Genomic DNA, 24,558 nt, shown 5'->3' on the forward strand with positions numbered 1-24,558 from the left:
TGTGCGTATTCTGGTAATTAGCCAATATTTTTGGCCAGAGAATTTTAGAATTAATGATTTAGTTCAGGAGTGGCGTGACCGCGGATACGAAGTTACGGTGTTAACTGGCGTTCCAAACTACCCCTCTGGACAAATTTTAGCTGATTATCAGGTGAATCCCGCTGGATTTAGCGAATTTCATGGGGCAGAGATTGTTCGTGTTCCAATGCTGCCAAGACATACTGGTGCTTTCAGATTGATGCTGAATTATTTTAGTTTCATGATAAGTGCTTCGCTTCTTGGTGTATGGCGTCTACGCAGAAAGAAATTCGATGTTGTGTTTGTTTTCGAGCCGTCACCGATTACGGTTGGAATACCTGCCGTTATTTTCCGTTTTTTCAAGAAAGTTCCTGTGGTTTTTTGGGTTTTAGACCTTTGGCCTGAAACCCTATCAGCTATTGGCGTCGTAAAGTCTAAATTTGCCTTGCATCTAGTTGGTAAATTGGTTTCTTTTATATACAACCGCTGTGATATGGTTTTAGGTCAGTCGAAATCGTTTTCTCGCAGTATTGCGCAGTATTGTTGTGATAAGCAGAAAATTCGATATTTCCCAAGCTGGTCGGAGGATGTATTTACCTCTGCTGCAGGTCTTACTCCTGCCGTTGAAATTGCACAGAGTGATGATACTTTCACTATCGTTTTTGCAGGTAATGTTGGCGAGGCGCAAGACTTTCCAGCCATTTTGCGAGCGGCAGAGTTGTTGAAAACACAATCAATTAAAGTGCGGTGGTGCATAGTAGGTGATGGACGGATGTCGTCATGGTTATACGATCAGGTCATGCAACGTGGCTTAGATGGATATGTGCAAATATTAGGTCGTTTCCCTGTTGAGAGAATGCCGTCTTTTTACCTATGTGCCGATGCCTTATTAGTAAGTTTAAAATCTGATCCTGTTTTTGCATTGACTATCCCTGGCAAAGTCCAGTCGTATTTAATGTCCGGTATCCCTTTGCTTGGCATGCTTGACGGTGAAGGGGCGAATGTAATCCGCGATGCCAATGCTGGACTTTGTGCCGCAGCTGGTGATGCCCAAGGGCTAGCAGATGCAATAATTGAAATGAGTAAAATGGATCTAGCTGAACGCAAACGGTTAGGGCAGAACGGACGAATTTATGCGCAGGCTCAATTTGGTCGACGTAAGTTAATCGATACACTTGATTCATGGTTTATGGAAGTGATCGATAAAAAAACGGGAAAAAATTATGTTGTTGATAACGGGATCTAATGGTTTCGTCGGCCGTGCTGTATGTGATCGATTAAGGAGCGAAAATTGTACCTTTCGTGCTTCAGTGCGAAAAGGTACTGGCAATGTAATTGCTGTTGGCGATATTGATGGCAACACCCCGTGGTCGGTTGCTTTGGCAGGCATTGATGTCGTGGTGCACACAGCTGCACGGGTGCATATTATGAATGATGCTTCGCTCGACCCACTTGCAGATTTTCGAAAGGTTAATGTTGCTGGTACTCTAAACTTGGCTCGACAAGCGGTGGCTGCTGGTGTGCGCCGTTTCGTCTTTATCAGCTCGATTAAAGTCAATGGCGAAGCCACAAAGCCGGGGAAAACATTTCATGCCGATGATATTGCTGCACCGCTTGATTCCTATGGTATCTCCAAATCTGAAGCAGAGCAGGAATTGCTCCAGTTGGCAATAGAAACGGGACTGGAGGTGGTGATTATTCGGCCGCCTTTGGTCTATGGTCCAGGTGTTAAAGCTAATTTCGCTGCAATGATGAAATGGTTATGCAAAGGGGTTCCGCTGCCGTTAGGGGCTATTCAAAACAAGCGTAGTCTTGTTGCACTAGATAATCTGGTAGATTTGATCTGGGTATGCGTTCATCACCCCGCAGCGGCGAATCAGATTTTTCTGGCTGGTGATGGCGAAGATTTATCAACCACTGAATTATTGGAGCGTATGGCTAAAGCCCTGGGGGTTGCTAGTCGTTTGATTCCGGTGCCAATGTGGATGCTGCAAACTGGGGCTGCACTCTTAGGTAAATCAGATATGGCGCAGCGCCTTTGTGGCTCCTTACAGGTAGATATTAGTAAGGCTGCTAAATTATTGGGCTGGCAGCCGCCTGTGAGTGTAGATAAGGCATTATTAAAAACTGCATGTGAATTTTTGAGCGATAAGCACCTTTGATTTTATACTTGTAATTTGGTGTTTGCGATGTAATTACTAAGGTGTATTCTCGAGTAACATGCTTTTTACTAGGCTATCTGATGTTACTCATGTTTGTTGTTGATAATTATTTGGTTTTTTTTATGTTGAAGCGTTGTTTTGATTTTTTATTGGCATTGATTCTTTTTTTGGTGTTTCTTGTTCCGATTTTGCTAGTTGCAATTTTGGTCAAGTTAACTTCCAAAGGGCCTGCTTTGTATTGGTCTGATCGCGTAGGTCTGCGTAATGCGATTTTCAAAATGCCCAAATTTCGTTCAATGCGGATTGATACTCCTGCTGTCGCTACTCATTTATTAGCTGATCCCAAGGCATGTTTAACGCCGATTGGTGGTTTTTTGCGTAAATCCAGCTTGGATGAATTGCCACAATTGTGGTGTATTTTGCTTGGTGATATGAGTTTTGTGGGGCCACGGCCTGCTTTGTTTAATCAAGACGATTTAATCGCACTGCGAACTGAGAAAGGGGTGCATGAATTAGTTCCTGGACTGACGGGCTGGGCGCAAATTAATGGCAGAGATGAGTTGCCTATCCCTGTTAAAGTTGGCTTTGATGTAGAATATTTGCAACGCAGATCATTTCTATTTGATCTAAAAATCATGTTTCTAACAGCATTAAAAGTTCTACGCCGTGATGGTATTACACACTAATACTTACTGTTGTTGTTTGTCGTTTTGTTGAATTGGATTTCTCTTTCTTATGTTTAGAAAAGCAATCGGTTTGCCGCGTACTGCTAAAAGCCTGATTATTCTTTGTGCAGATTGTGTTTTGCTCCCCATTGCGCTTTGGGCCGCGATCGCTTTGCGTGTTGATGATTGGACCTATCCTGAGCATTTTCCTTGGTGGATGTTTATGCTTCCATCATTGATTGCTACGCCAATTTTTATTCGGCTTGGCTTATATCGTGCGGTAATTCGCTATATCGAGGATAGGGCCGTTATTACGATTGCTAGTGCGGTTTCATTGGCTACTTTGATATTCATAACGGCATTGCAGCTGTTTCAAGTAACTGGGGTGCCACGTGGATCGTTGCTGATTTTCTGGTTACTTGCAATGGCTATTATTATTAGCAGTCGATTTGTAGCTAGAGCGGTATTACGTCGTTTAGCTCCGCTGTCAATGGATAGAAAACCTGTTTTGATTTACGGTGCTGGTAGCGCGGGTAGGCAACTGGCTGTGGCGCTGCGTACTGGTCAGGAGTTCGAGCCAGTCGGTTTTGTGGATGATGCCCTTGAACAGCAAGGTTTACAGATTAGCGGTTTGCGGGTTTTTAGCAATTCTGAAATGATCGATTTAATTGCAACTGGTAATATTCAGCAGATATTACTGGCTATCCCATCTGCTCCACGGGCTCGGCAAATTGAACTTGTGAATCAGCTTGAGCCATTGGCGGTTGAAGTCCGAATTTTGCCTGGTATGGCCGATCTGGTGAGTGGTGAAGTACGCTTAGCAGATGCTCGTGAAGTCGGGGTTGATGAGCTGTTAGGACGTGAGCCTGTGCCACCCAATAAAGCACTTTTGGCTCGTAATATTTCTGGCAAAGTGGTTATGGTTACAGGTGCTGGTGGTTCGATCGGCTCCGAGCTTTGCAGACAAATTATCCGCAATAAGCCTATAGCCTTGGTTTTGTATGAATTATCTGAATTTGCGCTGTATTCAATTGAGCAAGAATTAAGTCTGGTCATTCGTGAGCAAAACTTGCCGATAGCTATCCATCCCGTATTGGGTTCTGTGCAAAATGGCATGCGCCTGGCGGCAATCATGGCTCGTTACGAGGTGCAAACTGTCTATCATGCAGCGGCATACAAGCATGTGCCATTGGTTGAGTTCAATATCACAGAGGGCATTTTGAATAATGCGTTCGGTACTCGCTCAGCTGCAGCCGCGGCTATTGAAGCTGGTGTCGAATCTTTTGTGCTGATTTCCACGGATAAAGCCGTACGTCCGACTAATGTGATGGGGGCGAGCAAACGTATGGCCGAGCTTGCTTTGCAGGCTTATGCACAAGACCCCACGGTTAAAACGCGCTTCAGTATGGTACGTTTTGGTAACGTTCTGGGCTCGAGTGGCTCGGTAGTACCGCTTTTTCGTAAGCAGATTGCGGCTGGTGGCCCAGTCAAAGTCACTCACCCCGAAATTAATCGCTTTTTTATGACTATTCCAGAAGCATCCCAGCTCGTAATTCAAGCAGGAGCAATGGGGGGGAATGGCGAGGTCTTTGTATTGGATATGGGGCAGCCGGTTAAAATTGTGGACTTGGCTCGCCGTATGATTCACTTGAGCGGTTATCGGGTCAAAGACGAGAGCAATCCAAACGGTGATATCGCGATTGAATTCACAGGTTTGCGTCCTGGTGAAAAACTCTATGAAGAATTGCTGATTGGTGACAATGTTAGCGGTACAGAGCACCCGCGGATTATGAAAGCCCATGAGGGGTGCTTGACATTAGATGAATTGGAGCAAGTCACTGCCGAATTAGCGATCGCGTGCTCAAATAATGATTCACATAAAATCATCGAAATTTTGCAGCAATGTGTCTCTGGTTTCAAACCAGATCAAGCTGTACGCGATCACTTGTGTGAGTTTGCTGAGCATTAATGGTTAACGTATTGCCTTGTAGCCCTTATAGAATATTGCTTTTGGGCAAATACCCTCTGGTTCTAGGGGCTGCAGGCAATAGCATTGAAGCCGGTTAACCGATCAAACTAGTACCACATCAAATTGCTCTTGCGAGTAAGCCGATTCAACCTGCAGGTAGATTGGCTTACCGATGAAGTCGACTAATTGCGCTAAGTTCGCCGATTCCTCATCTAAAAACATATCAATTACCGATTGCGCGGCCAAAATGCGGTATTCGCTGGCGTTAAATTGGCGTGCTTCGCGCAAAATTTCGCGCAAAATCTCATAGCAAATTGTTTGTGGCGTTTTGACTTCACCACGGCCTTGGCAAGTAGGGCAGGGCTCGCAGAGGACGTGCGCGAGTGATTCGCGTGTGCGCTTGCGGGTGATTTCCACGAGCCCTAGGCTGGTAAATTGGCTGACGGTGATTTTGGTTCGATCGCGTTCGAGCGCTTTTTTCAATTCATCCAGCACCGCAGCTTTGTGGTTTTCATTATCCATGTCGATGAAATCGACGATTATAATCCCGCCTAAATTGCGTAGACGTAGTTGCCGAGCGATGACTTGTGTGGCTTCCAGATTAGTTTTGAAGATAGTGTCATCAAACGAGCGCGTACCAACAAAGCCACCGGTATTCACATCAATGGTGGTCATCGCTTCGGTTTGATCGATGATCAAATAGCCGCCGAATTTTAGATTTACGCGGCGGCTTAAGGCGCGTTCAATTTCGGCTTCTACGCCATACAATTCAAATAAGGGCCGATCACCGCTGTAATGCTGAATTTTCGGTAGTACATCGACCACGAAGCGTTCGGCAAACTGTGTCATGCGGGCGAAATTTTCACGGCTATCGACGTGTACTGTTTCGATATTGTCGGTCACCATATCGCGCAATACACGCAGTTGCAGTGATAAATCCTGAAAGAGCAGCGAGCGGGCCGGTTTTGTTTGGCTGCTTTGGCGAATATCGGCCCAAATCAGGTTCAGATAATCAATATCGGCTTGTAATTCTTCATTGCTGGCGTGATCGGCATTGGTGCGGATGATGTAGCCGCCGTGCTGTTCGGGCAACATGGCTTCAAGGCGCTTGCGCAGCTGATCGCGCTCGGCATCATCGCCAATTCGCTGCGAAATTCCGATGTGATTATCTTGCGGCAGAAACACCAAAAAACGCCCGGCGATGCTGATTTGTGTTGAGAGGCGGGCGCCTTTGCTGCCGATGGGGTCTTTGATCACCTGTACCATTACGGCTTGGCCTTCGTGCAGGATGCGTTCGATGCGCTGCGGCTCATTCGGGTGTTGGCGTTGTTCGATCACATCGGCAATATGCAAAAATGCGGCACGCTCGAGGCCGATTTCGATAAACGCGCTTTGCATACCGGGCAACACTCGCTTCACCAGACCCAGATAAATATTCCCCACCAGGCCGCGATGTGCGGTGCGCTCGATATGAATATCCTGCACGACACCATCTTCAATGGTGGCGACACGGGTTTCTTGCGGGGTGATATTAACAAGGATCTGTTCTTTCATAGGCCACGGGGAGCAAGTTGCGGGTTGATCAGGAGGAGGGCGAGGCGGTTGAGTTCGGCCCAGACATCACCTTCGCCGATGCCTTTGATTAAGGCATCGAGCTGGCGGGCCAGCTGCAGGGCGGCTTTCAGGCGTTTGGCGTTCACGCGGCTGGCGGCGCCATCGATGAGGCGTTGTTTGTTACCCCAGATACGCAGCTCTTTGGTGAGCTGAACGGCGGGAACGCCGCGCGAACGGCCTTGGGCAAATTTATACAAAGTGCGGGTTTCTTCAGCCAGCGCCCATAACACTAAAACGGGGGACTCGCCTTCAGCACGTAGGCCATCGAGCATATGGCAGACCCGCTGGGCATCACCGGTTAGTACCGCTTCACCCAAGCTAAACACATCATAACGGGCGACATTGGCAACGGCGGCTTCCAGCTCGGCAAGCTGTAATTCACCCTTTGGATGCAGGAGGCCAAGCTTCTGGATCTCTTGGTGCGCAGCCAGCAAATTACCTTCTACCCGATCCACCAGCCAATCCATCGCGCTGGCGCTTAAAGATTGGCCTTGTTGCTGCAGGCGTTGGCGTATCCAGTCGGGCAGCTGCTGGCGCTCAATGGCCTTGGCCTCAACCACTACCCCCGCCTTGGCCAAAGCCTGCATCCACTTGCTATTGAGCGCGGTTTTGTCGAGTTTGGGTAAGGTGATAATGGTGAGTATGTCGCTGGAGAGATTGCTGGCAAAGGCTTCTAGCGCTTTACCCCCCTCAGCTCCGGGTTTGCCATTGGGAATTCGCAGCTCAAGCAGGCGTAATTCGGCAAACAGCGACATGCTCGCGCTGCTGGTACTGAGCTGGCTCCATTGAAAGTGTGCGGCGTTTTCAACGGTGAGCACTTCGCGCTCGTGATAGCCTGCCGTTCGTGCGGCGTCGCGAATGGCTTGAGCGGCCTCTAGCGCCAGCAAAGATTCATCACCATTAATAACATACAGCGGGGCCAGGCCCCGCTGCAATGCTTTGCCCAGTTCATCCGGGCGCATTATTGCCCCGCAGCGCTGGCCGTGCTGGCGGCTTTGGCCTGTTGTGCTTTTGCCGCTGCGGCAATCCGGCGCACGATCTGGGCGGCGGCATCACGCTGCATTTCCTTATACAGCCGTGCCTCTTCGCTTTCTTTCGACAGTACGCTGTTTTCATCCCAGCTGATATTGCGCTGCAAGGTGAGTGGTACGTCATCGAGCAGCGGCTCGCCCTTTTGGTTGGCACTAAAGCGCACGCGGTAGAACAGGCGATATTCCGATACCTGCCCCGAATTGTTGACGCTTAGTACCTGGCGATCGGCACTTTCGTTCAGGATTTGTACGCTTAATTCCGGCTGGTTGCGGGTTACAGTGATTTGCATCAGCTGGAATTGCCGCGTGAGCTCTTGGCTGGCGGCACCTTCACCCACTACCTGCGCGGTGGTAAAGCTCAGTTTGGCCGCCGGCCCTTGCCCGCGCAAATGAAAGCCACACGCCACCAGCAAGGTGCTGAGCAAGGTGAGCAATAAGGTGCGCAGGGTAAGGGTCATGGCGGTGTCCTGTGGGGGCTTAAGCAACAATATTTACCAGACGGCCTGGTACGATGATGACTTTCTTCGGTGCGGCGCCGGCCAGGTGCTTTTGCACCTGCTCTTCGGCCAGTGCTGCCGCCTCGATGACGTCTTTGCTGGCGTCGGCGGCAACGTGGATTTCACCACGCAGCTTGCCGTTAATTTGCACCATCAGCTTGATTTCATCTTGCGTCAGCGCATCGGCTGCTGGCTCAGGCCATGCTGCGGTTGCGATTTCGCCACCGTAGTTCAGCTCATTCCACAGCGTATGCGCAATGTGCGGCGCGGCCGGGTAAATGGCGCGCAGCAAGATACCAAAGCACTCGCGTACGACTGCCGCATTGTTACCCTTGTAGCCTTCCAGCGCATTCAGCAACTTCATCACGCCGGAAACCACGGTGTTGTACTGCAGGCGTTCATAGTCAGCGTTGATTTGTTTGAGGGTGCTATGCACTTCAAAGCGCAGCGCTTTGTCGTCTTTACTCAGTTCAATTCCGTCAAGGGTATTGCTCGCAGCCTTAATCGCATCAAGCTGTTTAAAGCCATATGTCCAGAGGCGGCGCAGGTAGCGGTACGCGCCTTCCACACCGCTATCCGACCACGCCGCGCTTTGCTCTGGTGGGCCAGCAAACATGGTGAACAGACGCGCGGTATCGGCGCCGAATTTCTCGATAATGTCTTTCGGTTCAACGACGTTGTTTTTCGATTTCGACATCTTCTCGATGCCGCCCATGATCACCGGCTGACCGTCTTCAACCGCAATTGCCGCAATCGGGCGACCTTTGTCGTCGTGCTGTACTTGCACTTCGGCCGGGTAGAACCAGCGTTTTTTGCCGCTTGCGTCTTCGCGGTAGTAGCAATCGCGCAGCAACATGCCTTGGGTAAACAGGTTTTTGAATGGCTCACCAAAATTGATCAGGCCCGCGTCGCGCATCGCCTTGGTCCAGAAACGCGCGTACAGCAAGTGCAAGACCGCGTGCTCGATGCCGCCGATGTATTGATCCATGCCGCCAGCAGCTTCACCGGCCGCGCCCATCCAGTAAGCGGTACCGTTGCCCACCATCGCGTCGCCGACTTTCGGGTCGCAATAGCGCATGAAATACCAGCTTGAATCCACGAAGGTATCCATCGTGTCGGTTTCGCGTTTGGCTGGCGCGCCGCATTTCGGGCAGTCTACATTCAGGAAGTCGGTCCGTTGTTTCAGTGGATTGCCCGAGCCGTCTGGAATGCAGTCGGTGGGCAATACCACCGGCAGTTGTTCGTACGGCACCGGTACATCGCCGCAGCAATCGCAGTGGATGATGGGGATTGGCGTGCCCCAGTAGCGCTGGCGTGAAATACCCCAGTCGCGCAGACGCCAGGTGGTTTTTTTCTCGCCGGCGTCTTGTGCTGCCAAATCAGCCGCTACCGCATCAACCGCGGCTTTGTAGCTTAAGCCGTCGTATTTGCCAGAATTAACCGTTACGCCGCGCGTTTTGTCGCCATACCATTCGGCCCAAGCATCAGTGCTGAATTCTTCGCCTTCGACAGAGATGACTTGTTTGATCGCCAGATTGTATTTTTTCGCAAAGGCAAAATCGCGCTCGTCGTGCGCTGGAACAGCCATGACTGCGCCATCGCCATAACCCATCAATACGTAGTTACCGATCCACACTTCAACTTGTGCGCCGGTCAGCGGGTGAGTCACGAATAGGCCAGTTGCAACGCCAACTTTGTCTTGCGTCGCTAATTCAGCTTCGGTCGTGCCGCCTTTTTTGCATTCTTCGATAAACGCGGCCAGTTCTGGTTTCAATTCTGCAGCGCGCGTCGCCAGTGGATGCTCAGCCGCCACGGCACAGAAAGTCACGCCCATAATGGTGTCGGCGCGCGTCGTGAACACGTACAGCTTGCCGTCTTGTACCAAGTTGCCGTTGGCATCGGTGATATCGTGTTTGAACGCGAAACGTACACCTTCTGATTTGCCGATCCAGTTGCGCTGCATGGCGCGTACCATGTCTGGCCAGCCTTCGAGCGTGTCGATGTCGTTCAGCAGCTCATCCGCATATTTGGTGATTGCGAAGTAGTAGCCGGGGATTTCGCGCTTTTCTACAATCGCGCCGGAGCGCCAGCCGCGACCATCCACCACTTGCTCGTTGGCGAGTACGGTTTGGTCAACCGGATCCCAGTTCACGATCTGGGTTTTTTTGTACGCGGTGCCGTTTTCCAGCATTTTTAAGAAGAACCATTGGTTCCACTTGTAGTAATCCGGATCGCATGTGGCGATCTCACGCGACCAGTCAAACGCCAAGCCCAGTGGCTTCATTTGCGACTTCATGTCGTCGATATTGGCGTAAGTCCATTCCGCTGGTGATTTTTTGTACGCAATGGCCGCATTTTCTGCTGGCAGACCAAACGCATCCCAGCCCATTGGCATCAGTACATTAAAGCCTTTCATCCGCAAGTGGCGCGCCAGCATGTCGTTGATGGTGTAGTTGCGCACGTGACCCATGTGCAGCTTGCCCGAAGGGTAGGGCAGCATCGAGCAGGCATAGTATTTCGGGCGGCTGGTATCTTCGGTCACTTCAAACGCGCGGGTAGATTCCCAATGCGCCTGGGCGGCGGCTTCGACGGAAAGCGGGGCGTACTGTTCTTGCATGATCGGCACTGAGTCAAATGAGGCAAAAACGCGATTATACCTGAGCTCAGCCGCCATCGCGGCGCTGATGTGCGCAAAGTGCGACCAGCACGATGTCGCTGGCCTTGCAATGCGCGCAAGCCCTTGCCTAGACTGAGTAAATCGCAGCCCCGCTGTGCCCCACAAGGAGTAGCAATGCAACCTGCTTCCCGACAAACCGGTTTTACCCTGGTTGAGCTAGCGATTGTGCTGGTGATTATTGGGCTGATTCTGGGGATGGCTTTTAAAGGTAAAGACCTGATCGACGGCGCCAAAGTGAAAAACATGCAGGCGCAATACAATAAGATCGTCGCCGGTTTTAATATCTATTACGAAAAATACGGCGCATACCCTGGCGACGGCTGTGCGACTGCCCCAGCGGCCAGCGCGACTACCTGCCCAGCCACCGGGCGCAATGGCTTGATTAATGGTGCGACCGAAAGCGCCGCCGCCATGACCTTGCTGATGAACACCAATATCCTCACCAGCGCGGATGTGCGTAGTGTGTTTGGTCAGGATTGGGTGATTTCGGATGCGGCCACCACGCAAACCGGCTACGCCAGCAATACCAACTACCTCACACTCACCAGCACCGCCACTGCGGCAGCCGATGTACGCTTTGTCTGTGCGCTGGATCGGCTGATGGATGATGGGGTTAATAGCAGCGGCATCGTGCGCAGCGCTGGGCAAAACTACACCGCCACCGATGATTGCTGGGCGCTGTCTGGTCAAGTGTCGATCGGGATTCGGGTGTTGCCATGAGGCGCGCTGAGCAGGGCTTTACATTGGTCGAACTGGCGATCGTGCTGGTGATCATCGGCCTGATTTTGGGGATGGCCTTTAAAGGCAAAGATCTGATCGATGGCGCCAAAGTGAAAAACATGCAGGCGCAATACAATAAGATCGTCAGCGGCATTAATATTTTTTACGAAAAATATGGCTTTTACCCCGGCGATGGTTGCCCCAGCGCCACGCCCGCCACCGTGGCCGCCTGTAATGGCAGCCGCAATGGGCAGATTGAAAATGGCAATGAAGCGGCGGCATTTTGGGTCTTGCTGATTGATGTGACCAATATCTTGCAAAGCGCGGATCGACGCAGTGTGCTGGGGCAGGATTGGACCGTCTGGAATCGCTCGGGTGGGCTTTGGCTCGATTTTGCCGGCGCCGCCAATGCCGATATGCGCTTTATCTGCGCGCTGGATAAATTAATGGACGATGGCGACGCCAATACCGGCGTGGTGCGCGATGGTGATCCTGCCACGACGGCGCCGTATGCTTCCAGCAGTAATAGCTATACCGCTACCACCGATTGTTGGGCGCTGAGCGGGCAGGCGAATGTACTGATGAAGGTAATGCCCTAGGGGTATAGACTAGAGAGCGATGAATAGCTTTGCGCTAAGGCCAATACCTGCCTAGGTATTGGCCTTTAAACTTTCGCGCAGCAACGGCAGCGTGACTGGTTTTTGCTTGGATAGCGCCAATTGGTTGAGCCCTTCCAGTTGGGCATATAGATTGGGTAGCGAGCGATCTACGTGCTTGAGCAAATACTCGGCCAGTTCGCGCGGTAACTCAAAGCCCAGATGCCGCGCGCGGCGTTGCAGCGCGCCCAGTTTGTCATCATCAGACAGTGATTTGAGCTGATAAACCAACCCCCAGCCCAAGCGGGTGGTGAGATCATCGCGTAAGGGCAGTAGCATTGGCGGCAAAGTGCCGCTGGCCAAGATGCGGCCCGTGCCTTCGCGCAGGGTATTGTAGTGATCAAACAGCGTAATCTGCTGCTCGGTATCGAGGCTTTCTACATTATCGACCAAGAGCGCGGCGTGGCTTTCCAGCGTTTGCGGCAGCATCTCTTCGCGGGCATTCACCTGATACACCGGCATGCCGGCCGGCAGGCGTGCCGCGCTGGCCGCGAGCAGATGGCTTTTGCCTGCATCAGCCTCGCCCCAGATATACAACGCCCGCACTTCACCATTGGCCCACTCGCCCAGCTGAAAGAGCAGCTCAGCGTTATCGCCGCGCACGAAATCATCAAAAGTGCGCGGAGCTGGGGGTAAAAAGTCGAGAATCAGTTGCTTCATCGGGGCCACTGGGCGGTTTTGCCGGTTTTTCAGTCTCTGGAGTGCGAAAAGGGGGAAGTCGTTTGGCGCTAAATGCGATAAAATGCCGTGTTTAGCAGATCTGGCGCTTATTTTACCGCACAGCGCCGCCCACTACGAGGCCTTTCCCGTGAGCGACCAAAATCTCAAGCAAAGTCTGAGCTACCGCGATGCCGGTGTTGACATCGATGCCGGTGACCAGCTGGTTGAAAACATTAAACCTTTTGCCAAACGCACCATGCGCCCTGAAGTTCTTGGCGGCATTGGCGGTTTTGGTGCTTTGGTTGAAATCAGCAAGAAATACCAAGAGCCCGTGCTGGTTTCTGGTACGGATGGTGTGGGCACCAAGCTCAAACTGGCGTTCGAGCTGAACCGCCACGATACCGTGGGTATCGATCTGGTGGGCATGAGCGTAAACGATATTCTGGTGCAAGGCGCCGAGCCATTGTTCTTCCTGGATTACTTTGCCTGCGGCAAGCTGGATGTACCAAGCGCGACCGAAGTGATCAAAGGCATTGCAGCCGGTTGCGAGCAGGCCGGTTGCGCGCTGATCGGTGGTGAAACCGCCGAAATGCCCGGCATGTATCCGGAAGGTGAATATGACCTCGCTGGCTTTGCCGTGGGCGTGGTAGAAAAGAGCAAAGTGATCACTGGCCGCGAAATCCAGCCGGGTGATGTGGTGTTGGGGCTGGCCTCTAATGGCGCCCATTCCAATGGTTACTCGCTGATTCGCAAAATTCTGAGCTTAGGTAAAGTTGATTTCAACGCCGAATTTGATGGTGGCCGTTCACTGTCGGATGTGGTGATGGCGCCAACACGCATTTATGTGAAGCCGCTGTTGAAACTGATGCAAACGCTGACGGTCAAAGGCATGGCCCATATTACTGGCGGCGGCATTACCGAAAACGTACCGCGCGTCTTGCCTGAGAACGTGGTGGCGCAAATCGATGCGGCGAGCTGGACCATGCCAAAACTGTTCCAGTGGTTGCAGGCAGAAGGCAATGTGGCGCAGCAAGAAATGTATCGCACCTTTAACTGTGGTGTAGGCATGGTGGTGATTGTGGCGGCGGCCGATGCGGCTGCGGCAACGGCGCTGTTGCAAGCCGAAGGTGAAACGGTTTACCAGCTGGGCCAGATCCGTGCCCGCACTGGTGACGAGCACCAAACACAAGTAGCTTAAGCGACACGGCGCATCAGCCCGGGGCGAGGTCGCAGACCTCGCTCTTTGTTTTTGTGCGGGATGATTTCCCTCTTGGGGTATGTCCCGTTAGCTCTTTGATAATAAGCCTTTTAAGGCAATACCCCACTGGATATGGCATGAAGAATGTAGTCATTCTGATTTCTGGCCGCGGCAGCAATATGCAGGCGATTGTGAATGCACAGATCGCCGGCGCACGGATTGCCGCCGTGATCTCTAATCGCCCCGATGCGGCGGGCTTGGCCTGGGCGGCCGAGCGCGGGATTACCACCGCGGCGCTCGATCATAAGCAATTTGCTGATCGCGAAAGCTTTGATCAGGCACTGGCGCAACTGATTGATAGCTACGAGCCCGATCTGGTCGTGCTGGCCGGGTTTATGCGCATTTTGAGTGCCGGTTTTGTGGCGCACTACGCTCAGCGGCTGATTAACGTGCATCCGTCTTTGTTGCCGGCCTTTACCGGCCTGAATACTCATCAGCGAGCGCTGGATGAGGGCGTGAAGCTCGCCGGTTGCACTGTGCATTTTGTGACAGCCGAGCTGGATCATGGCCCGATTATCGCCCAAGCCGCTGTGCCGGTGCTGGCCGACGACACCGCCGAAAGTTTGGCGGCGCGCATTTTGGTGCAAGAGCATCAGCTTTACCCGCAAGCCGTCGCATGGTTTGTGGCCGATGCCCTGCAGATTGCAGCGGGCAAAGTGCGTTTACTGACGCCGGCGCGCGCCGATCAGGCACTGCGTTCGCCGGCGGTGTAAGGGGAGAGCATGGCGCGCTGGCCACGGTTTCTTGCTTGGGCTTTATTGGCCTCGGTGCTGTTGCACCTCGGTACGCTCTTGGCGCAGCCACTGTATGACTGGTGGCTGCACCGTGATGCTCCGCCACTGAAAGTACAGCAAACCAAGCGTCAGCTGCAGGCACAGGCACTGGATGATAGCCTGACCGGCAGTGCGAGCAAGGTGAAACCAGCCGAGCAACAGCAGGTGTATCTCGCTAGCCCAGCGCTACCTGTGCAGCCAGTGAAAAAGGCTGCGCCAGCGCCCAAGGCTGTGGCCAGTCAAGCGGCTAAGGAAACGGTAGCGAGCAAGGTCGCGCAGGAATCTGCTTCGCAAGTGGCGGCGCTAGCAGCCTTGAGCGCCAGTCGGGCCAGTAGCGTGGCGAGTGCGGTACTGGCGAGTAGTCCTGCCAGTGCGCCGTTGAGCGTCGTGGCCAGTGAAGCTGCCAGTAGCCCAGCCAAGCTGGCGAGGAGCCAAGGCGCCAGCCGCGCCAGCAAGGCGAGCACTGCGGCCACGCAGATTAATCATCAGGCGGCCAAGCGCTTTCCCCGCGAGGTGCTGATTGAATACCGCTATGCGGTAATGAATGCCTTTTTGCACTGGAAACTGGCCGATGGCCGCTATGATCTGGAGCTGAAAGTATTGCCGGTTGGCATTCGCTATGTCAGCCGTGGCCGCATAGGCAAGGCCGGGGTGATGCCGGAGTTTTTTGCCGATCTTTCCAATGGCCCGGATAAGCCGAAAAACTCGGTGGAGTTTAACTGGGAGACCATGGAGGCCACCATTACCAATAAAAGTCAGGTAACGATCGAGCCTTTTGAACCCGGTGATCAGGATGTGATGTCAGCGGGCTTGCATCTGGCTTTGATGGGGGGGGGGCAGGCCCAGTATGGCATGGCGATGTTTACCGGTAAAAAGCGCTATCCCGATGTGCACTTTGCTGTGAAAGGGGAGGCGCAAATCCGGGTTGGCCAACAAGACCTAACCGCCGTGCTGCTGGCGGCGGACAACAAGGCCAATCATGCGGATTTCTGGCTGGCACCCGATTGGCATAATCTGCCGATACGGATGCAGATCTATACCGAAAAATATGGCCGCTTTGACCTCACGGCCTACAATCTAACTCTGGACGGCAAGAAGGTGCTGGAGTGGGTTGACCCAAATAAATCCGGGATGCGCCGCTAGGCGTAACCCAACTATTAACAGGGCCTGCGCCGCTAGGCGTATCCAAACTAATACACAGGTCTGCGCCGTTAAGCGCGTCCAAAACGAACAACAAGGCCTGCGCCGCAGGCTGGTGAAGAGAGTGAATATGACCCCCAAGCAATTATCGGCCACGCTGGATATCCTCAATAGCGCGCTGGGCTTTACCGCCCCGGCGGATGCGGTGGTATCGCGACATTTTCGCGAGAATAAAGACCTCGGCCACAAAGATCGCGCCATCATTGCCGAAACCGTGTTTGGCATGTTGCGCCACTTGCCGCAGCTGGAATGGTTGGCGGGCGGCGAAGCAGGCAAATTGCCCAGCACGCGTGAATTGCTGCTGGCCTACTTCACCAGGATCAAACACCTGAACGTGCGCGAATTGCCACCGGTATTTACCGATGAGGACAAAACCCGCGCTGGCCAAATGAAGGGTATGGCCCTGCGAGACGCACCACTGAACGTCCGTGCGGCTATACCCCAGTGGCTGGTGGATACGCTGGTGGCGGAAGGGCAGGATGAGGCCGCAATTCTGGCGCTGGGGCAGGCCATGCTGCAAGCTGCGCCACTGGATATTCGCGTCAATAGCATCAAGGCCAAGCGCGACGCCGTCGCGGCAGAATTAAAAGCCGCTGGCGACATCAATACCGCGCCAACTCCGTATTCGCCATGGGGTCTGCGCGTAGAGGGTAAGCCCGCTATCAATAAATACAAATGCTTTATCGAAGGCCGCGTGGAAGTGCAGGATGAAGGCAGCCAGCTGCTCGGGCTTTTGTGCGGCGCGAAACGCGGCCAGATGGTGGCGGATTTTTGTGCCGGCGCAGGGGGCAAAACTTTGCTACTGGGCGCGATGATGCAAAACACGGGCCGCCTGTATGCCTTTGATGTGTCGGAAAAACGCTTGGCCAATTTGAAGCCGCGGCTGGCGCGCTCGGGGCTCTCGAATGTGAATCCGCAGCTGATCGCCTCGGAAAATGATCAAAAGATCAAACGCCTGGCCGGTAAAATGGATGTGGTGTTGGTGGATTCACCGTGTTCGGGCATGGGCACATTGCGCCGCAATCCGGATCTGAAAATGCGTCAGAACGCCACGAGTGTGCAGGAGCTGAATGCCAAGCAGCGCAGTATTTTGCAATCGGCAGCACGGCTGGTGAAGCATGGTGGCCGGTTGGTGTATGCCACTTGCAGTTTCCTGCAGAGTGAAAACCAAGCCATTGTGGAAGCCTTTTTGGCGCAAAATCCAGATTTTGAATTGCTGGATGCGCGCGAGGTGCTCAGTAAAGAGCGCGTAACGATCGAGCTGCCCGATCAGTATCTGCAGCTGATGCCGCATCTGCACAATACCGATGCCTTCTTTGCCGCAGTGCTGCAGCGCATCAGTGCCGAGCGGGCGGCGGCCAAAGAGGCCGGGGCGATGTTGTCGGCAGAGGATGAAGTGGCTGATGAGGCTGATGAAGCCTAAAGGTGGTGCTGGCTGTGTACGGCCAGCCTAGCAGTGCAAATAAAAAAACCGCGCATGGCGCGGTTTTTTTATAGGGATTGAAGCCGGCTTATTTCACCACTCGCAACTGCGGACGGCCACTTGGACGTGGCGGCGGCTCTTGCGGTGGCGGCTCGCTGCCAGATTCGGGGGCGCTTTCTGGCTCGCCTTGTGCATCGCCTTCATATTCAAAGCCCATGCCTTCGCCGTTTTCGCGCGAGAAGATGGAAATCACGGCGCCGACCGGAATCGCGATATCGCGAGAAATGCCATTAAATCGCGCCGAGAAGCTGATGAAATCATTGGCGATGGTGAGATTGCGGCAGGCGTTGTAGCTGATATTCAGCACGATTTCGCCGTTTTTCACGTATTCCATCGGCACTTGCATTTTGCCGCGCACGGCCACCACCAAATAAGGGGTAAAGCCTTGGTCGGAACACCATTCATGAATCGCGCGAATCAGGTACGGTTTGGTCGAAACAGTCTGCATCGTAGTCGGCCCCGCAAAAGTAAATGTACTCAATCAATTGTATCAGGCTGGCATTAAATTGCTGTAATGCGCATCCGCTAAAAAAAAGCCCCGTTGCCGGGGCTTGCCTGCTTATTTGCGCATAGCCTTTTCATTGGCGGTCAGCGATTCGATAAATGCTTCGCGGCTAAATAGACGCTCGGCATATTTCATCACTGGAATCAGGCCTTTGGTAACTTCGATGCCGTAGTGCTCAAAGCGCCACAGCAGTGGAGCAATCGCCACATCCAGCATCGAGAATTCTTCACCCAGGATGTATTTTTGCTTGGTGAAGATCGGCGCGATTTGGGTCAGGTTGTCGCGGATAGCGGTGCGAGCGGCTTCCAGCTGGGCTTTTTTCGCAGTGCTGTCTTCCAGCGTTTTGACATGGATAAACAGCTCACGCTCCAGATTGAACAGCATCAGGCGGGCGCGGGCGCGCATCACTGGATCAGCTGGCATTAGTTGCGGGTGTGGGAAGCGCTCATCGATGTATTCATTGATGATGTTGGATTCATACAACTGCAGATCACGCTCTACCAGCACAGGTACTTCATTGTACGGATTCATGATCGCCAGATCTTCCGGCTTGCTGTGAATATCCACGTCGAGGATTTCAAAATCCATGCCTTTTTCAAACAGCACAATGCGGCAGCGGTGGCTAAACGGGCAAGAAGTGCCGGAATAAAGCTTCATCATAAGGCGGGAACCCTCGGGCTGATTAATTTAACAGCAGCATTTTACCGTTATTGCACTGCGATCTCCAGAAATAGATGCTTAAGTGAATGATTTTTAAATAAAAATTTAAGGTTTGGTTGGCTGGCAAGGTAAATATGACCACACAGGCTTTGGAACATCTATCTGCGCTGAAGATCTAATGAAATACGATGGTTGTGCAAAAAAAGGAAGGCAAAATGCAACAGGCCGATTTACCCCCGATTCTGGTTTCCACCCTTGATTATGAGCGTCTGTCCACTTTAATTGCCCGTACGCCAGCGGCGCAATTTCCTGGTGCGGCCGCTTTGGAAAAAGAGCTGGAGCGGGCCACCTTGCTCAGCCCCGAGGCCATGCCAGCGTCGGTTGTGACGATGCATTCGACTGTGAAATTTGCCATGCAGCCCAGTGGCGAGGAATTTGCGCTCACTTTGTGTTATCCGCACGAAACGGCGGGCGATGCTGGCAAGATTGCAATTACCGCGCCGATGGGTAGTGCGTTGCTGGGCTTGTCAGTAGGGCAGAGTATTCATTGGCCGACCCCGGGCCGCCAGCAAGTGACGGTGACGGTACTCGATGTGATATGGCAGCCAGAAGCCAATGGACAGCTGACGATGTAATGCTTGAGTGGGGTGATTTGTGGTTAAGCCTAACAATGGATAGGCAATAAAAAAGGGCGGTGAAATCACCGCCCTTTTTGCTGGCTGCTGTGCTTAGTGCACGTCGCGCCAGTATTCTTTTTTCAGCAAGTAGCTTACTGGGATCAGGAACAAGATCAGGAACAGCAATACGCCATAACCGATTTGTTCACGTTTCACCTGCGCTGGCTCGGCCATATATGACAGGTAATTCACCAGATCGGCCACGCGCGTATCGTACTCGTGGTTATCAAACTGACCGTTTTCACCGCCACGGGTGAGTAGGCCTGGTTTAACCAGTTTCAGGGTTTTCTCGGCGTGTGGGCCTTCGCCTTTCACTTCCAGTACCTGTTCGCCTTGCAGTTCCCACAGTACGTGCGGCATGCCAACTTTGTCGAATACCAGATTGTTCCAGCCGGTTGGGCGGGTATCATCACGGTAGAAAGTACGCAAATAGGTGTACAGCCAGTCCGCACCGCGTGAGCGTGCGATGAGACTCAGGTCAGGTGGCGTTGCCCCAAACCAAACTTTGCCATCTTTCGCAGCCATGGCCACGCGCATCTGATCACCCACTTTTTCGGTGGTGAACATCAGATTGCTTTTGATTTGCGCTTCAGTCAGGCCCAGATCTTGCAGACGGTTGTAACGCATCACCGCTGCACCATGACATGACAGACAGTAGTTTACAAAAGTTTGTGCACCACGCTGAATGCTCTCGGCATTGCTCGGGTCGATTGGTGCTTTGTCCAGATGGACGCCTTCGCCGCCAGCAGCTAATGCGTTACCACCCAACGCCAGTGCAGCAAAAGCGAGCAGGCTAGTGATTGTTTTTTTCATGGCCTTCCCCTTATACCAAGCTGCCGAACAGATACGCACCGCCAACAGCCAGCGCCACGTAGACAAAGAACATCATTTTTTGTTTGCCGGTTGAGAATGTCACACGCTCAGGTACTGGTGCGCATGGTTTCTCATTTTTGGTGTAGAACGGCATGCCCAGGAAGAACGCGAAGTAAACCACGCTCAAAATCTGCGAAATGATCGTGCGGGTATCGGTTGCTGGTTTCGCACCCAGAATGCCCAGGCCGATGAAGGCAATAATGAACAGTACCAGCATGACTTTGAAGCTAGTTGGACGGTAGCGCACCGATTTGATCGGCGAGCGATCCAGCCATGGCAGGAAGGCGATCAGGACTACCGCGGCACCCATGCCCAATACACCCCAAACTTGTGTGCCCAAGAACGATGGGATCGCACGCAGAATGGCGTAGAACGGCGTGAAGTACCAAACCGGCGCAATGTGCGGTGGAGTTTTCAGCGCATCTGCTGGGTCAAAGTTTGGATGCTCAAGGAAGAAGCCACCCATCTCTGGTGCAAAGAACAAAATGCCGCAGAATACTGCCAGGAATACCGCTACACCCAATACGTCTTTCACGGTGTAGTAAGGGTGGAAGGCAATACCATCCACTGGAATGTGGGTGATGGGGTCTTTGTTTTTCTTGATTTCCACGCCATCTGGGTTGTTTGAACCTACTTCGTGCAGTGCCACCAAGTGCGCAACCACCAAGCCCAGCAGCACCAGCGGTACGGCAATTACGTGCAGAGCAAAGAAGCGGTTCAGCGTGGCATCAGAGACTACGAAGTCACCACGGATCAACACTGACAGATCTGGGCCAATCACTGGGATTGAAGCGAACAGATTCACAATCACCTGTGCACCCCAGAATGACATTTGGCCCCAAGGCAGCAGGTAACCCAGGAATGCTTCAGCCATCAAGATCAGGAAGATCAGTGTGCCGAATACCCATACCAATTCACGTGGCTTTTTGTATGAACCGTAAATCAAACCACGGAACATATGCAGGTACACCACCACGAAGAACATTGAAGCGCCGGTGGAGTGCATATAGCGGATGATCCAGCCGCCGGCCACATCCCGCATGATGTATTCCACTGAGGCAAAAGCCACAGAGATATTAGTACCAGGAATCAGATTGCCATCTGGCTTGTAATTCATGGTCAGGAAAATGCCGGTAACGATCTGGATAACCAGAACCAGCATGGCCAGTGAACCGAAGAAGTACCAGAAGTTAAAATTCTTTGGGGCGTAATATTCGGAAACGTGTGCTTTGAATGTGCTGGTGAGCGGGAAACGCTCATCAACCCAATTCAGTACCTTTTCCGGTAATGCTTGCTGTTGATTGCTCATGACCTAGCCTCTTTATTTGTCTTCGCCGACCAGAATGGTGGTGTCGGAAAGGTATTTATGCGGCGGGATAACCAAGTTGATTGGCGCTGGTACACCGGAGAACACACGGCCAGCGAGGTCGAACTTGGAGCCATGACAGGGGCAATAAAAGCCGCCAACCCAATCCGGGCCCAGATCAGCTGGGGCAAGATCAGGGCGGAAGGTTGGCGAACAGCCCAGATGAGTACATACCCCGGTAGCCACCCAGATTTCCGGCTTGATCGAGCGGGTTGGGTTTTTACAGTATTCAGGCTGATCACTGGCTTCTGATTTCGGATCGAGCAGCTTCGGATCGTTTTTGGCCAGGTTTTTCAACATTTCGGGGGTGCGGTTCACCACCCAAACTGGCTTACCACGCCATTCGACGGTGATTTTCTGGCCAGCTTCTAGCTTGCTGACATCTACTTCCACCGGCGCACCGGCGGCTTTCGCCCGCTCGGAAGGGAAGAAGCTAGCGACGAACGGAGTGGCTACCCCGGCGGTCGCCACTGCGCCCACTGCGCTGGAGGCGATCACCAAAAACCGCCGCTTGCTATTATCTATTTGCTGCTCACTCATAACCCAATCCCTGATTTGTAGGAACGCAATATCGTAAACCGCCAAATTCTACCCGAAAGCAGGCGGGAACTTAAAGCTTTCTCGGGCGTCTTAGCGGGCCATTCACGAAATAAAGTACACTTTGCGGTGTTACTTGCCGGTATAACGGGCGAATTCTTCGTTTAATTTGTCTTGCACATGCGCGGTTATTTCTTCGACCTTCTCATTTTTAGTCGATGGATAACTGATTTGGTAGACGCGAGCCGCAAGTAGCCAGCCTTGCTGGGTTTGCGTCAGGGTGTAGCGCATCCGGGCCTCGGTAGGAATATTGGCTTTGGGGACTTTGGCGCTGAATTCCAGCTCATTCGCCGTTCTCACTTTCAGCTGCATGCCCTTGCTTTGGCGAAAGCGGATAATGTCTTCCATGATGGCTTTGCTGCTGCGGCCACTAATGATCATCCCTTGCACTTGCGGCGCCGGCGTAGCAGCTGGTTTGGGTGGGCTTACGGGGGTAACTGGCGTGGTACCGCAGGCCGCCAGTAAAAGTGGCGCGAGTAGGAGTCGAGCGCTGAGTAAAATCGTACGCGCTACACTCATACTGGGTTATCCAATTCAAGATGGGTGACTTGCAGTGCCCATTCCGTTGCCAGATGCTCGCCCAATGCTTGCACGCCAAAGCGCTCGGTGGCGTGATGGCCGGCCGCAATGTAGGCCACGCCGCTTTCTTGCGCGAGATGGGTGACAAATTCCGAGGCTTCGCCGGTGATAAAGCAATCGATGTCCAGATTGCTCGCTTCGCGGAAATAGCTCTGTGCACCGCCCGTGCACCAGGCCACTTTATGAATTGGCTTGCGCGGATCACCCAGCGCGAGTGCCGGGCGCAGAAGTTGCAGCCCAATATGCTGGCTCAGTGTCTCCAGCGACATCGGCACTGGCAGTTCGCCCAAGAGGCCCAAATCCTGCTCGCCAAATTGTCCGGTTACGCGCAGCCCCAGTTTTTTGGCCAGTTGTGCGTTATTGCCCAGCTCGGGGTGTGCATCCAGCGGCAAATGATAGGCCAGGAGGTTCAAGTCATGCGCGAGCAATTTGCCAATACGCAGTTTTTTGGTGCGGGTAATGGTGGGGTCTTCACCTTTCCAGAAATAACCATGATGCACCAGCAAGGTATCGGCGCCGCAGGCTATCGCCGCATCAATCGCTGCGGCCGACGCCGTTACCGCCGTGGCGATGTGGGCCACTTCGCTATTTCCCTCGACTTGTAAGCCATTGGGGGCGTAATCTTTGAAGCGCGCAACTGCAAGCAGTTGTCCGATATAATTTTCCAGTTCTTGACGTTGGATAGGCATAAAGAAGTTCGGACTATGAAAAAACTTTGGCTTATTTTCGCACAAACCACCACGATCGGCCTGGCAATCTGGTTCTTGCTCACGCTGCTTAAACCTGAATGGCGGATGCCGAACATGGCGCCGGCCCCGGTTGTGACGGTGAAAGAGTCGCAAGCCCCCGCCTCGGCGCCGGCTGAGCTCTCGTACAGCCTGGCAGCCAAAAAGGCCAAACCGTCGGTGGTGAATATCTTTACCTCGCAGCAGGCGCGCCCTTCGCGCAACCCTTGGTTAAATGACCCGCTGTTCCGCCGCTTTTTTGGCGATCGCCTGCCGCAAGGGGAGGACGCGCAGCGCCCATCAAGTTTGGGTTCGGGGGTGTTGGTGTCTGAGCAAGGCTATATCGTGACCAATAATCACGTAGTCGACGCGGCCGACCAGATCGAGGTGGCGCTGGCCGATGGCCGCACAGCCACCGCCAAGCTGATTGGTAGCGATCCGGATACAGATATCGCGGTGATTAAAATTGATCTGCCGAATTTGCCGGCCATCAGCTTTGCCGATGTCGATAAGGTAGAAATTGGCGATGTGGTATTGGCGATTGGCAATCCATTCGGTGTCGGCCAGACCGTCACGATGGGGATTATTTCGGCGCTGGGGCGTTCGGAATTGGGGATCAATACCTTTGAAAACTTTATCCAGACCGATGCGGCGATTAATCCGGGCAACTCCGGCGGGGCTTTGGTCGATACGCGCGGAAATCTACTCGGCATTAACACCGCGATCTACTCGAAAACCGGCGGCTCGTTGGGGATTGGGTTTGCCATTCCGGCGACGACAGTAAAACAGATCATGGAGGCGCTGATCAAAGAGGGCAGCGTGACCCGCGGGTGGCTGGGGGTAGAAGTGCAGGATGTTACGCCTGAGCTGGCGGCCTCATTCCAGTTGCAAACGGCCAAAGGCGCGCTGATTGCCGGTGTGGTGCGTAGTGGCCCGGCGGCCAAAGCCGGCATTCGCCCGGGCGATGTGCTGCTGTCGATCAATGGTAAAGAAGTCGCAAATTCCGCCAAGATGCTCGACATTATTTCGGCGCTGAAACCCGAACAAAGCGTACCGGTGTTGGTGGTGCGCGATGGGCAACAGGTGGAGCTGAAAGCCGAGGTGGGTAAACGGCCGAAGTTTAACCGCCAGTAATGGTGGCTGATGTTGCTGCCTGCCTGGATTGAGGTGGCGCCACAGCAAAACGGGAGCCA

At 53.1% G+C, this 24,558-nt stretch carries 24 protein-coding genes; 12 read left to right on the forward strand and 12 right to left on the reverse strand.

All coding sequences use genetic code 11. The features are described from left to right. The first annotated feature begins 1 nt into the window (after position 1). The 4 genes from QV747_RS00525 (at position 2) to QV747_RS00540 (ending at position 4,814) form a co-directional block, all read left to right on the forward strand. Entirely contained in the window at positions 2 to 1,264 is a 1,263-nt protein-coding gene (locus QV747_RS00525) for a glycosyltransferase family 4 protein (RefSeq protein WP_273428471.1), read from the forward strand. Next, on the forward strand, positions 1,242 to 2,180 hold the full coding sequence (locus tag QV747_RS00530) for an SDR family oxidoreductase (RefSeq protein ID WP_273428468.1): 939 nt from the start codon (positions 1,242 to 1,244) through the stop codon (positions 2,178 to 2,180). Before QV747_RS00525 ends, QV747_RS00530 begins: the two co-directional genes overlap by 23 nt. A gap of 89 nt (positions 2,181 to 2,269) precedes the next feature. Then, on the forward strand, positions 2,270 to 2,866 hold the full coding sequence (locus tag QV747_RS00535) for a sugar transferase (protein ID WP_273428467.1): 597 nt from the start codon (positions 2,270 to 2,272) through the stop codon (positions 2,864 to 2,866). A 49-nt stretch (positions 2,867 to 2,915) separates the two neighbouring features. After that, positions 2,916 to 4,814 (forward strand): nucleoside-diphosphate sugar epimerase/dehydratase, encoded by a 1,899-nt coding sequence (locus QV747_RS00540; protein ID WP_273428465.1) that lies wholly within the window; start codon positions 2,916 to 2,918, stop codon positions 4,812 to 4,814. 102 nt (positions 4,815 to 4,916) lie between these two features. Here the strand turns inward: QV747_RS00540 and rng are convergent, their stop codons facing one another. The 4 genes from rng to leuS are packed head-to-tail and all read right to left on the reverse strand — an operon-like array spanning position 4,917 to position 10,573. Continuing rightward, positions 4,917 to 6,368 carry a ribonuclease G gene (rng, locus tag QV747_RS00545; protein WP_273428464.1) on the reverse strand — a complete coding sequence of 484 codons (1,452 nt, stop codon included), beginning with the start codon at positions 6,366 to 6,368 and terminating at the stop codon, positions 4,917 to 4,919. After that, positions 6,365 to 7,390, reverse strand: coding sequence for a DNA polymerase III subunit delta (gene holA / locus QV747_RS00550; RefSeq protein WP_273428463.1), 1,026 nt, complete (start codon positions 7,388 to 7,390; stop codon positions 6,365 to 6,367). The genes rng and holA overlap by 4 nt, the downstream gene beginning before the upstream one ends. Further along, positions 7,390 to 7,917, reverse strand: a complete 528-nt coding sequence (gene lptE / locus QV747_RS00555; protein WP_273428462.1) for an LPS assembly lipoprotein LptE — start codon at positions 7,915 to 7,917, stop codon at positions 7,390 to 7,392. Before lptE ends, holA begins: the two co-directional genes overlap by 1 nt. A 19-nt stretch (positions 7,918 to 7,936) precedes the next feature. Then, positions 7,937 to 10,573 carry a leucine--tRNA ligase gene (gene leuS, locus QV747_RS00560; protein WP_273428460.1) on the reverse strand — a complete coding sequence of 879 codons (2,637 nt, stop codon included), beginning with the start codon at positions 10,571 to 10,573 and terminating at the stop codon, positions 7,937 to 7,939. Between the two features lie 174 nt (positions 10,574 to 10,747). Here leuS and QV747_RS00565 point away from each other — a divergent pair, with 174 nt between their 5' ends. Together QV747_RS00565 and QV747_RS00570 are read left to right on the forward strand one after the other, a co-directional pair. Next, positions 10,748 to 11,353, forward strand: coding sequence for a type II secretion system protein (locus tag QV747_RS00565; protein WP_273428458.1), 606 nt, complete (start codon positions 10,748 to 10,750; stop codon positions 11,351 to 11,353). Further along, on the forward strand, positions 11,350 to 11,952 hold the full coding sequence (locus tag QV747_RS00570; protein ID WP_051258666.1) for a type II secretion system protein: 603 nt from the start codon (positions 11,350 to 11,352) through the stop codon (positions 11,950 to 11,952). Before QV747_RS00565 ends, QV747_RS00570 begins: the two co-directional genes overlap by 4 nt. Before the next feature lie 51 nt (positions 11,953 to 12,003). On the opposite strand, the gene hda is transcribed toward QV747_RS00570, so the two are convergent. Then, positions 12,004 to 12,669 (reverse strand): DnaA regulatory inactivator Hda, encoded by a 666-nt coding sequence (gene hda / locus QV747_RS00575; RefSeq protein WP_273428455.1) that lies wholly within the window; start codon positions 12,667 to 12,669, stop codon positions 12,004 to 12,006. Positions 12,670 to 12,751: 82 nt separating this feature from the next. Between hda and purM the strand changes: the two genes are divergently transcribed. From purM to QV747_RS00595, 4 genes are all read left to right on the forward strand, one after another. Beyond that, complete coding sequence (gene purM / locus QV747_RS00580; RefSeq protein WP_273428454.1) at positions 12,752 to 13,867, forward strand: phosphoribosylformylglycinamidine cyclo-ligase; 1,116 nt, start codon at positions 12,752 to 12,754, stop codon at positions 13,865 to 13,867. 137 nt (positions 13,868 to 14,004) lie between these two features. Beyond that, positions 14,005 to 14,640: a phosphoribosylglycinamide formyltransferase gene (gene purN, locus QV747_RS00585; protein WP_273428452.1), complete on the forward strand. Its 636-nt coding sequence runs from the start codon at positions 14,005 to 14,007 to the stop codon at positions 14,638 to 14,640. Positions 14,641 to 14,649: 9 nt separating this feature from the next. Next, entirely contained in the window at positions 14,650 to 15,843 is a 1,194-nt protein-coding gene (locus QV747_RS00590) for a DUF3108 domain-containing protein (RefSeq protein WP_273428450.1), read from the forward strand. Positions 15,844 to 15,970: 127 nt separating this feature from the next. Next, positions 15,971 to 17,323, forward strand: a complete 1,353-nt coding sequence (locus tag QV747_RS00595) for an RsmB/NOP family class I SAM-dependent RNA methyltransferase (RefSeq protein ID WP_273428448.1) — start codon at positions 15,971 to 15,973, stop codon at positions 17,321 to 17,323. A gap of 88 nt (positions 17,324 to 17,411) precedes the next feature. Here QV747_RS00595 and QV747_RS00600 read toward each other — a convergent pair whose 3' ends face one another. Both QV747_RS00600 and QV747_RS00605 read right to left on the reverse strand, forming a co-directional pair. Then, positions 17,412 to 17,831: a ClpXP protease specificity-enhancing factor gene (locus tag QV747_RS00600; protein ID WP_273428446.1), complete on the reverse strand. Its 420-nt coding sequence runs from the start codon at positions 17,829 to 17,831 to the stop codon at positions 17,412 to 17,414. Between the two features lie 111 nt (positions 17,832 to 17,942). Further along, positions 17,943 to 18,548 (reverse strand): glutathione S-transferase N-terminal domain-containing protein, encoded by a 606-nt coding sequence (locus QV747_RS00605; protein ID WP_028448718.1) that lies wholly within the window; start codon positions 18,546 to 18,548, stop codon positions 17,943 to 17,945. Between the two features lie 188 nt (positions 18,549 to 18,736). On the opposite strand from QV747_RS00605, the gene rnk reads away from it, so the two are divergent. Continuing rightward, positions 18,737 to 19,183, forward strand: coding sequence for a nucleoside diphosphate kinase regulator (rnk, locus tag QV747_RS00610; protein ID WP_273428443.1), 447 nt, complete (start codon positions 18,737 to 18,739; stop codon positions 19,181 to 19,183). A gap of 93 nt (positions 19,184 to 19,276) precedes the next feature. On the opposite strand, the gene QV747_RS00615 is transcribed toward rnk, so the two are convergent. The 5 genes from QV747_RS00615 to QV747_RS00635 form a co-directional block, all read right to left on the reverse strand. After that, the gene (locus QV747_RS00615; protein WP_047395500.1) at positions 19,277 to 20,038 is read right to left on the reverse strand and encodes a cytochrome c1; all 762 of its coding nucleotides are present in this window, start codon (positions 20,036 to 20,038) and stop codon (positions 19,277 to 19,279) included. Between the two features lie 10 nt (positions 20,039 to 20,048). Beyond that, positions 20,049 to 21,407: a cytochrome bc complex cytochrome b subunit gene (locus QV747_RS00620; protein WP_047395496.1), complete on the reverse strand. Its 1,359-nt coding sequence runs from the start codon at positions 21,405 to 21,407 to the stop codon at positions 20,049 to 20,051. Between the two features lie 12 nt (positions 21,408 to 21,419). Next, positions 21,420 to 22,004: a ubiquinol-cytochrome c reductase iron-sulfur subunit gene (gene petA / locus QV747_RS00625; protein WP_028448722.1), complete on the reverse strand. Its 585-nt coding sequence runs from the start codon at positions 22,002 to 22,004 to the stop codon at positions 21,420 to 21,422. Between the two features lie 129 nt (positions 22,005 to 22,133). Beyond that, positions 22,134 to 22,580, reverse strand: a complete 447-nt coding sequence (locus QV747_RS00630) for a hypothetical protein (protein WP_273428440.1) — start codon at positions 22,578 to 22,580, stop codon at positions 22,134 to 22,136. Continuing rightward, complete coding sequence (locus tag QV747_RS00635) at positions 22,577 to 23,329, reverse strand: Nif3-like dinuclear metal center hexameric protein (protein WP_273428439.1); 753 nt, start codon at positions 23,327 to 23,329, stop codon at positions 22,577 to 22,579. The genes QV747_RS00630 and QV747_RS00635 overlap by 4 nt, the downstream gene beginning before the upstream one ends. A 15-nt stretch (positions 23,330 to 23,344) precedes the next feature. Here QV747_RS00635 and QV747_RS00640 point away from each other — a divergent pair, with 15 nt between their 5' ends. Then, complete coding sequence (locus QV747_RS00640; RefSeq protein WP_273428438.1) at positions 23,345 to 24,499, forward strand: Do family serine endopeptidase; 1,155 nt, start codon at positions 23,345 to 23,347, stop codon at positions 24,497 to 24,499. Positions 24,500 to 24,558 lie beyond the last annotated feature (59 nt).

Origin of the sequence: uncultured Chitinibacter sp., from assembly GCF_945957625.1 — a bacterium.
GTDB classification, from domain to species: Bacteria; Pseudomonadota; Gammaproteobacteria; order Burkholderiales; family Chitinibacteraceae; genus Chitinibacter; species Chitinibacter tainanensis.

Excerpts from the sequence above, each read along its gene's own strand:
- rnk (WP_273428443.1), top strand. The coding sequence starts at position 18,737 with ATGGTTGTGCAAAAAAAGGAAGGCAAAATGCAACAGGCCGATTTACCC.
- holA (WP_273428463.1), bottom strand. The coding sequence starts at position 7,390 with ATGCGCCCGGATGAACTGGGCAAAGCATTGCAGCGGGGCCTGGCCCCG.
- QV747_RS00630 (WP_273428440.1), bottom strand. The coding sequence starts at position 22,580 with ATGAGTGTAGCGCGTACGATTTTACTCAGCGCTCGACTCCTACTCGCG.
- QV747_RS00540 (WP_273428465.1), top strand. The coding sequence starts at position 2,916 with ATGTTTAGAAAAGCAATCGGTTTGCCGCGTACTGCTAAAAGCCTGATT.
- QV747_RS00535 (WP_273428467.1), top strand. The coding sequence starts at position 2,270 with ATGTTTGTTGTTGATAATTATTTGGTTTTTTTTATGTTGAAGCGTTGT.
- QV747_RS00565 (WP_273428458.1), top strand. The coding sequence starts at position 10,748 with ATGCAACCTGCTTCCCGACAAACCGGTTTTACCCTGGTTGAGCTAGCG.
- QV747_RS00595 (WP_273428448.1), top strand. The coding sequence starts at position 15,971 with ATGACCCCCAAGCAATTATCGGCCACGCTGGATATCCTCAATAGCGCG.
- leuS (WP_273428460.1), bottom strand. The coding sequence starts at position 10,573 with ATGCAAGAACAGTACGCCCCGCTTTCCGTCGAAGCCGCCGCCCAGGCG.
- QV747_RS00570 (WP_051258666.1), top strand. The coding sequence starts at position 11,350 with ATGAGGCGCGCTGAGCAGGGCTTTACATTGGTCGAACTGGCGATCGTG.
- petA (WP_028448722.1), bottom strand. The coding sequence starts at position 22,004 with ATGAGTGAGCAGCAAATAGATAATAGCAAGCGGCGGTTTTTGGTGATC.
- lptE (WP_273428462.1), bottom strand. The coding sequence starts at position 7,917 with ATGACCCTTACCCTGCGCACCTTATTGCTCACCTTGCTCAGCACCTTG.
- purN (WP_273428452.1), top strand. The coding sequence starts at position 14,005 with ATGAAGAATGTAGTCATTCTGATTTCTGGCCGCGGCAGCAATATGCAG.
- QV747_RS00620 (WP_047395496.1), bottom strand. The coding sequence starts at position 21,407 with ATGAGCAATCAACAGCAAGCATTACCGGAAAAGGTACTGAATTGGGTT.
- QV747_RS00590 (WP_273428450.1), top strand. The coding sequence starts at position 14,650 with ATGGCGCGCTGGCCACGGTTTCTTGCTTGGGCTTTATTGGCCTCGGTG.
- QV747_RS00640 (WP_273428438.1), top strand. The coding sequence starts at position 23,345 with ATGAAAAAACTTTGGCTTATTTTCGCACAAACCACCACGATCGGCCTG.
- rng (WP_273428464.1), bottom strand. The coding sequence starts at position 6,368 with ATGAAAGAACAGATCCTTGTTAATATCACCCCGCAAGAAACCCGTGTC.
- QV747_RS00600 (WP_273428446.1), bottom strand. The coding sequence starts at position 17,831 with ATGCAGACTGTTTCGACCAAACCGTACCTGATTCGCGCGATTCATGAA.
- QV747_RS00605 (WP_028448718.1), bottom strand. The coding sequence starts at position 18,548 with ATGATGAAGCTTTATTCCGGCACTTCTTGCCCGTTTAGCCACCGCTGC.
- QV747_RS00615 (WP_047395500.1), bottom strand. The coding sequence starts at position 20,038 with ATGAAAAAAACAATCACTAGCCTGCTCGCTTTTGCTGCACTGGCGTTG.
- purM (WP_273428454.1), top strand. The coding sequence starts at position 12,752 with ATGCCGTGTTTAGCAGATCTGGCGCTTATTTTACCGCACAGCGCCGCC.
- QV747_RS00530 (WP_273428468.1), top strand. The coding sequence starts at position 1,242 with ATGTTGTTGATAACGGGATCTAATGGTTTCGTCGGCCGTGCTGTATGT.
- hda (WP_273428455.1), bottom strand. The coding sequence starts at position 12,669 with ATGAAGCAACTGATTCTCGACTTTTTACCCCCAGCTCCGCGCACTTTT.
- QV747_RS00635 (WP_273428439.1), bottom strand. The coding sequence starts at position 23,329 with ATGCCTATCCAACGTCAAGAACTGGAAAATTATATCGGACAACTGCTT.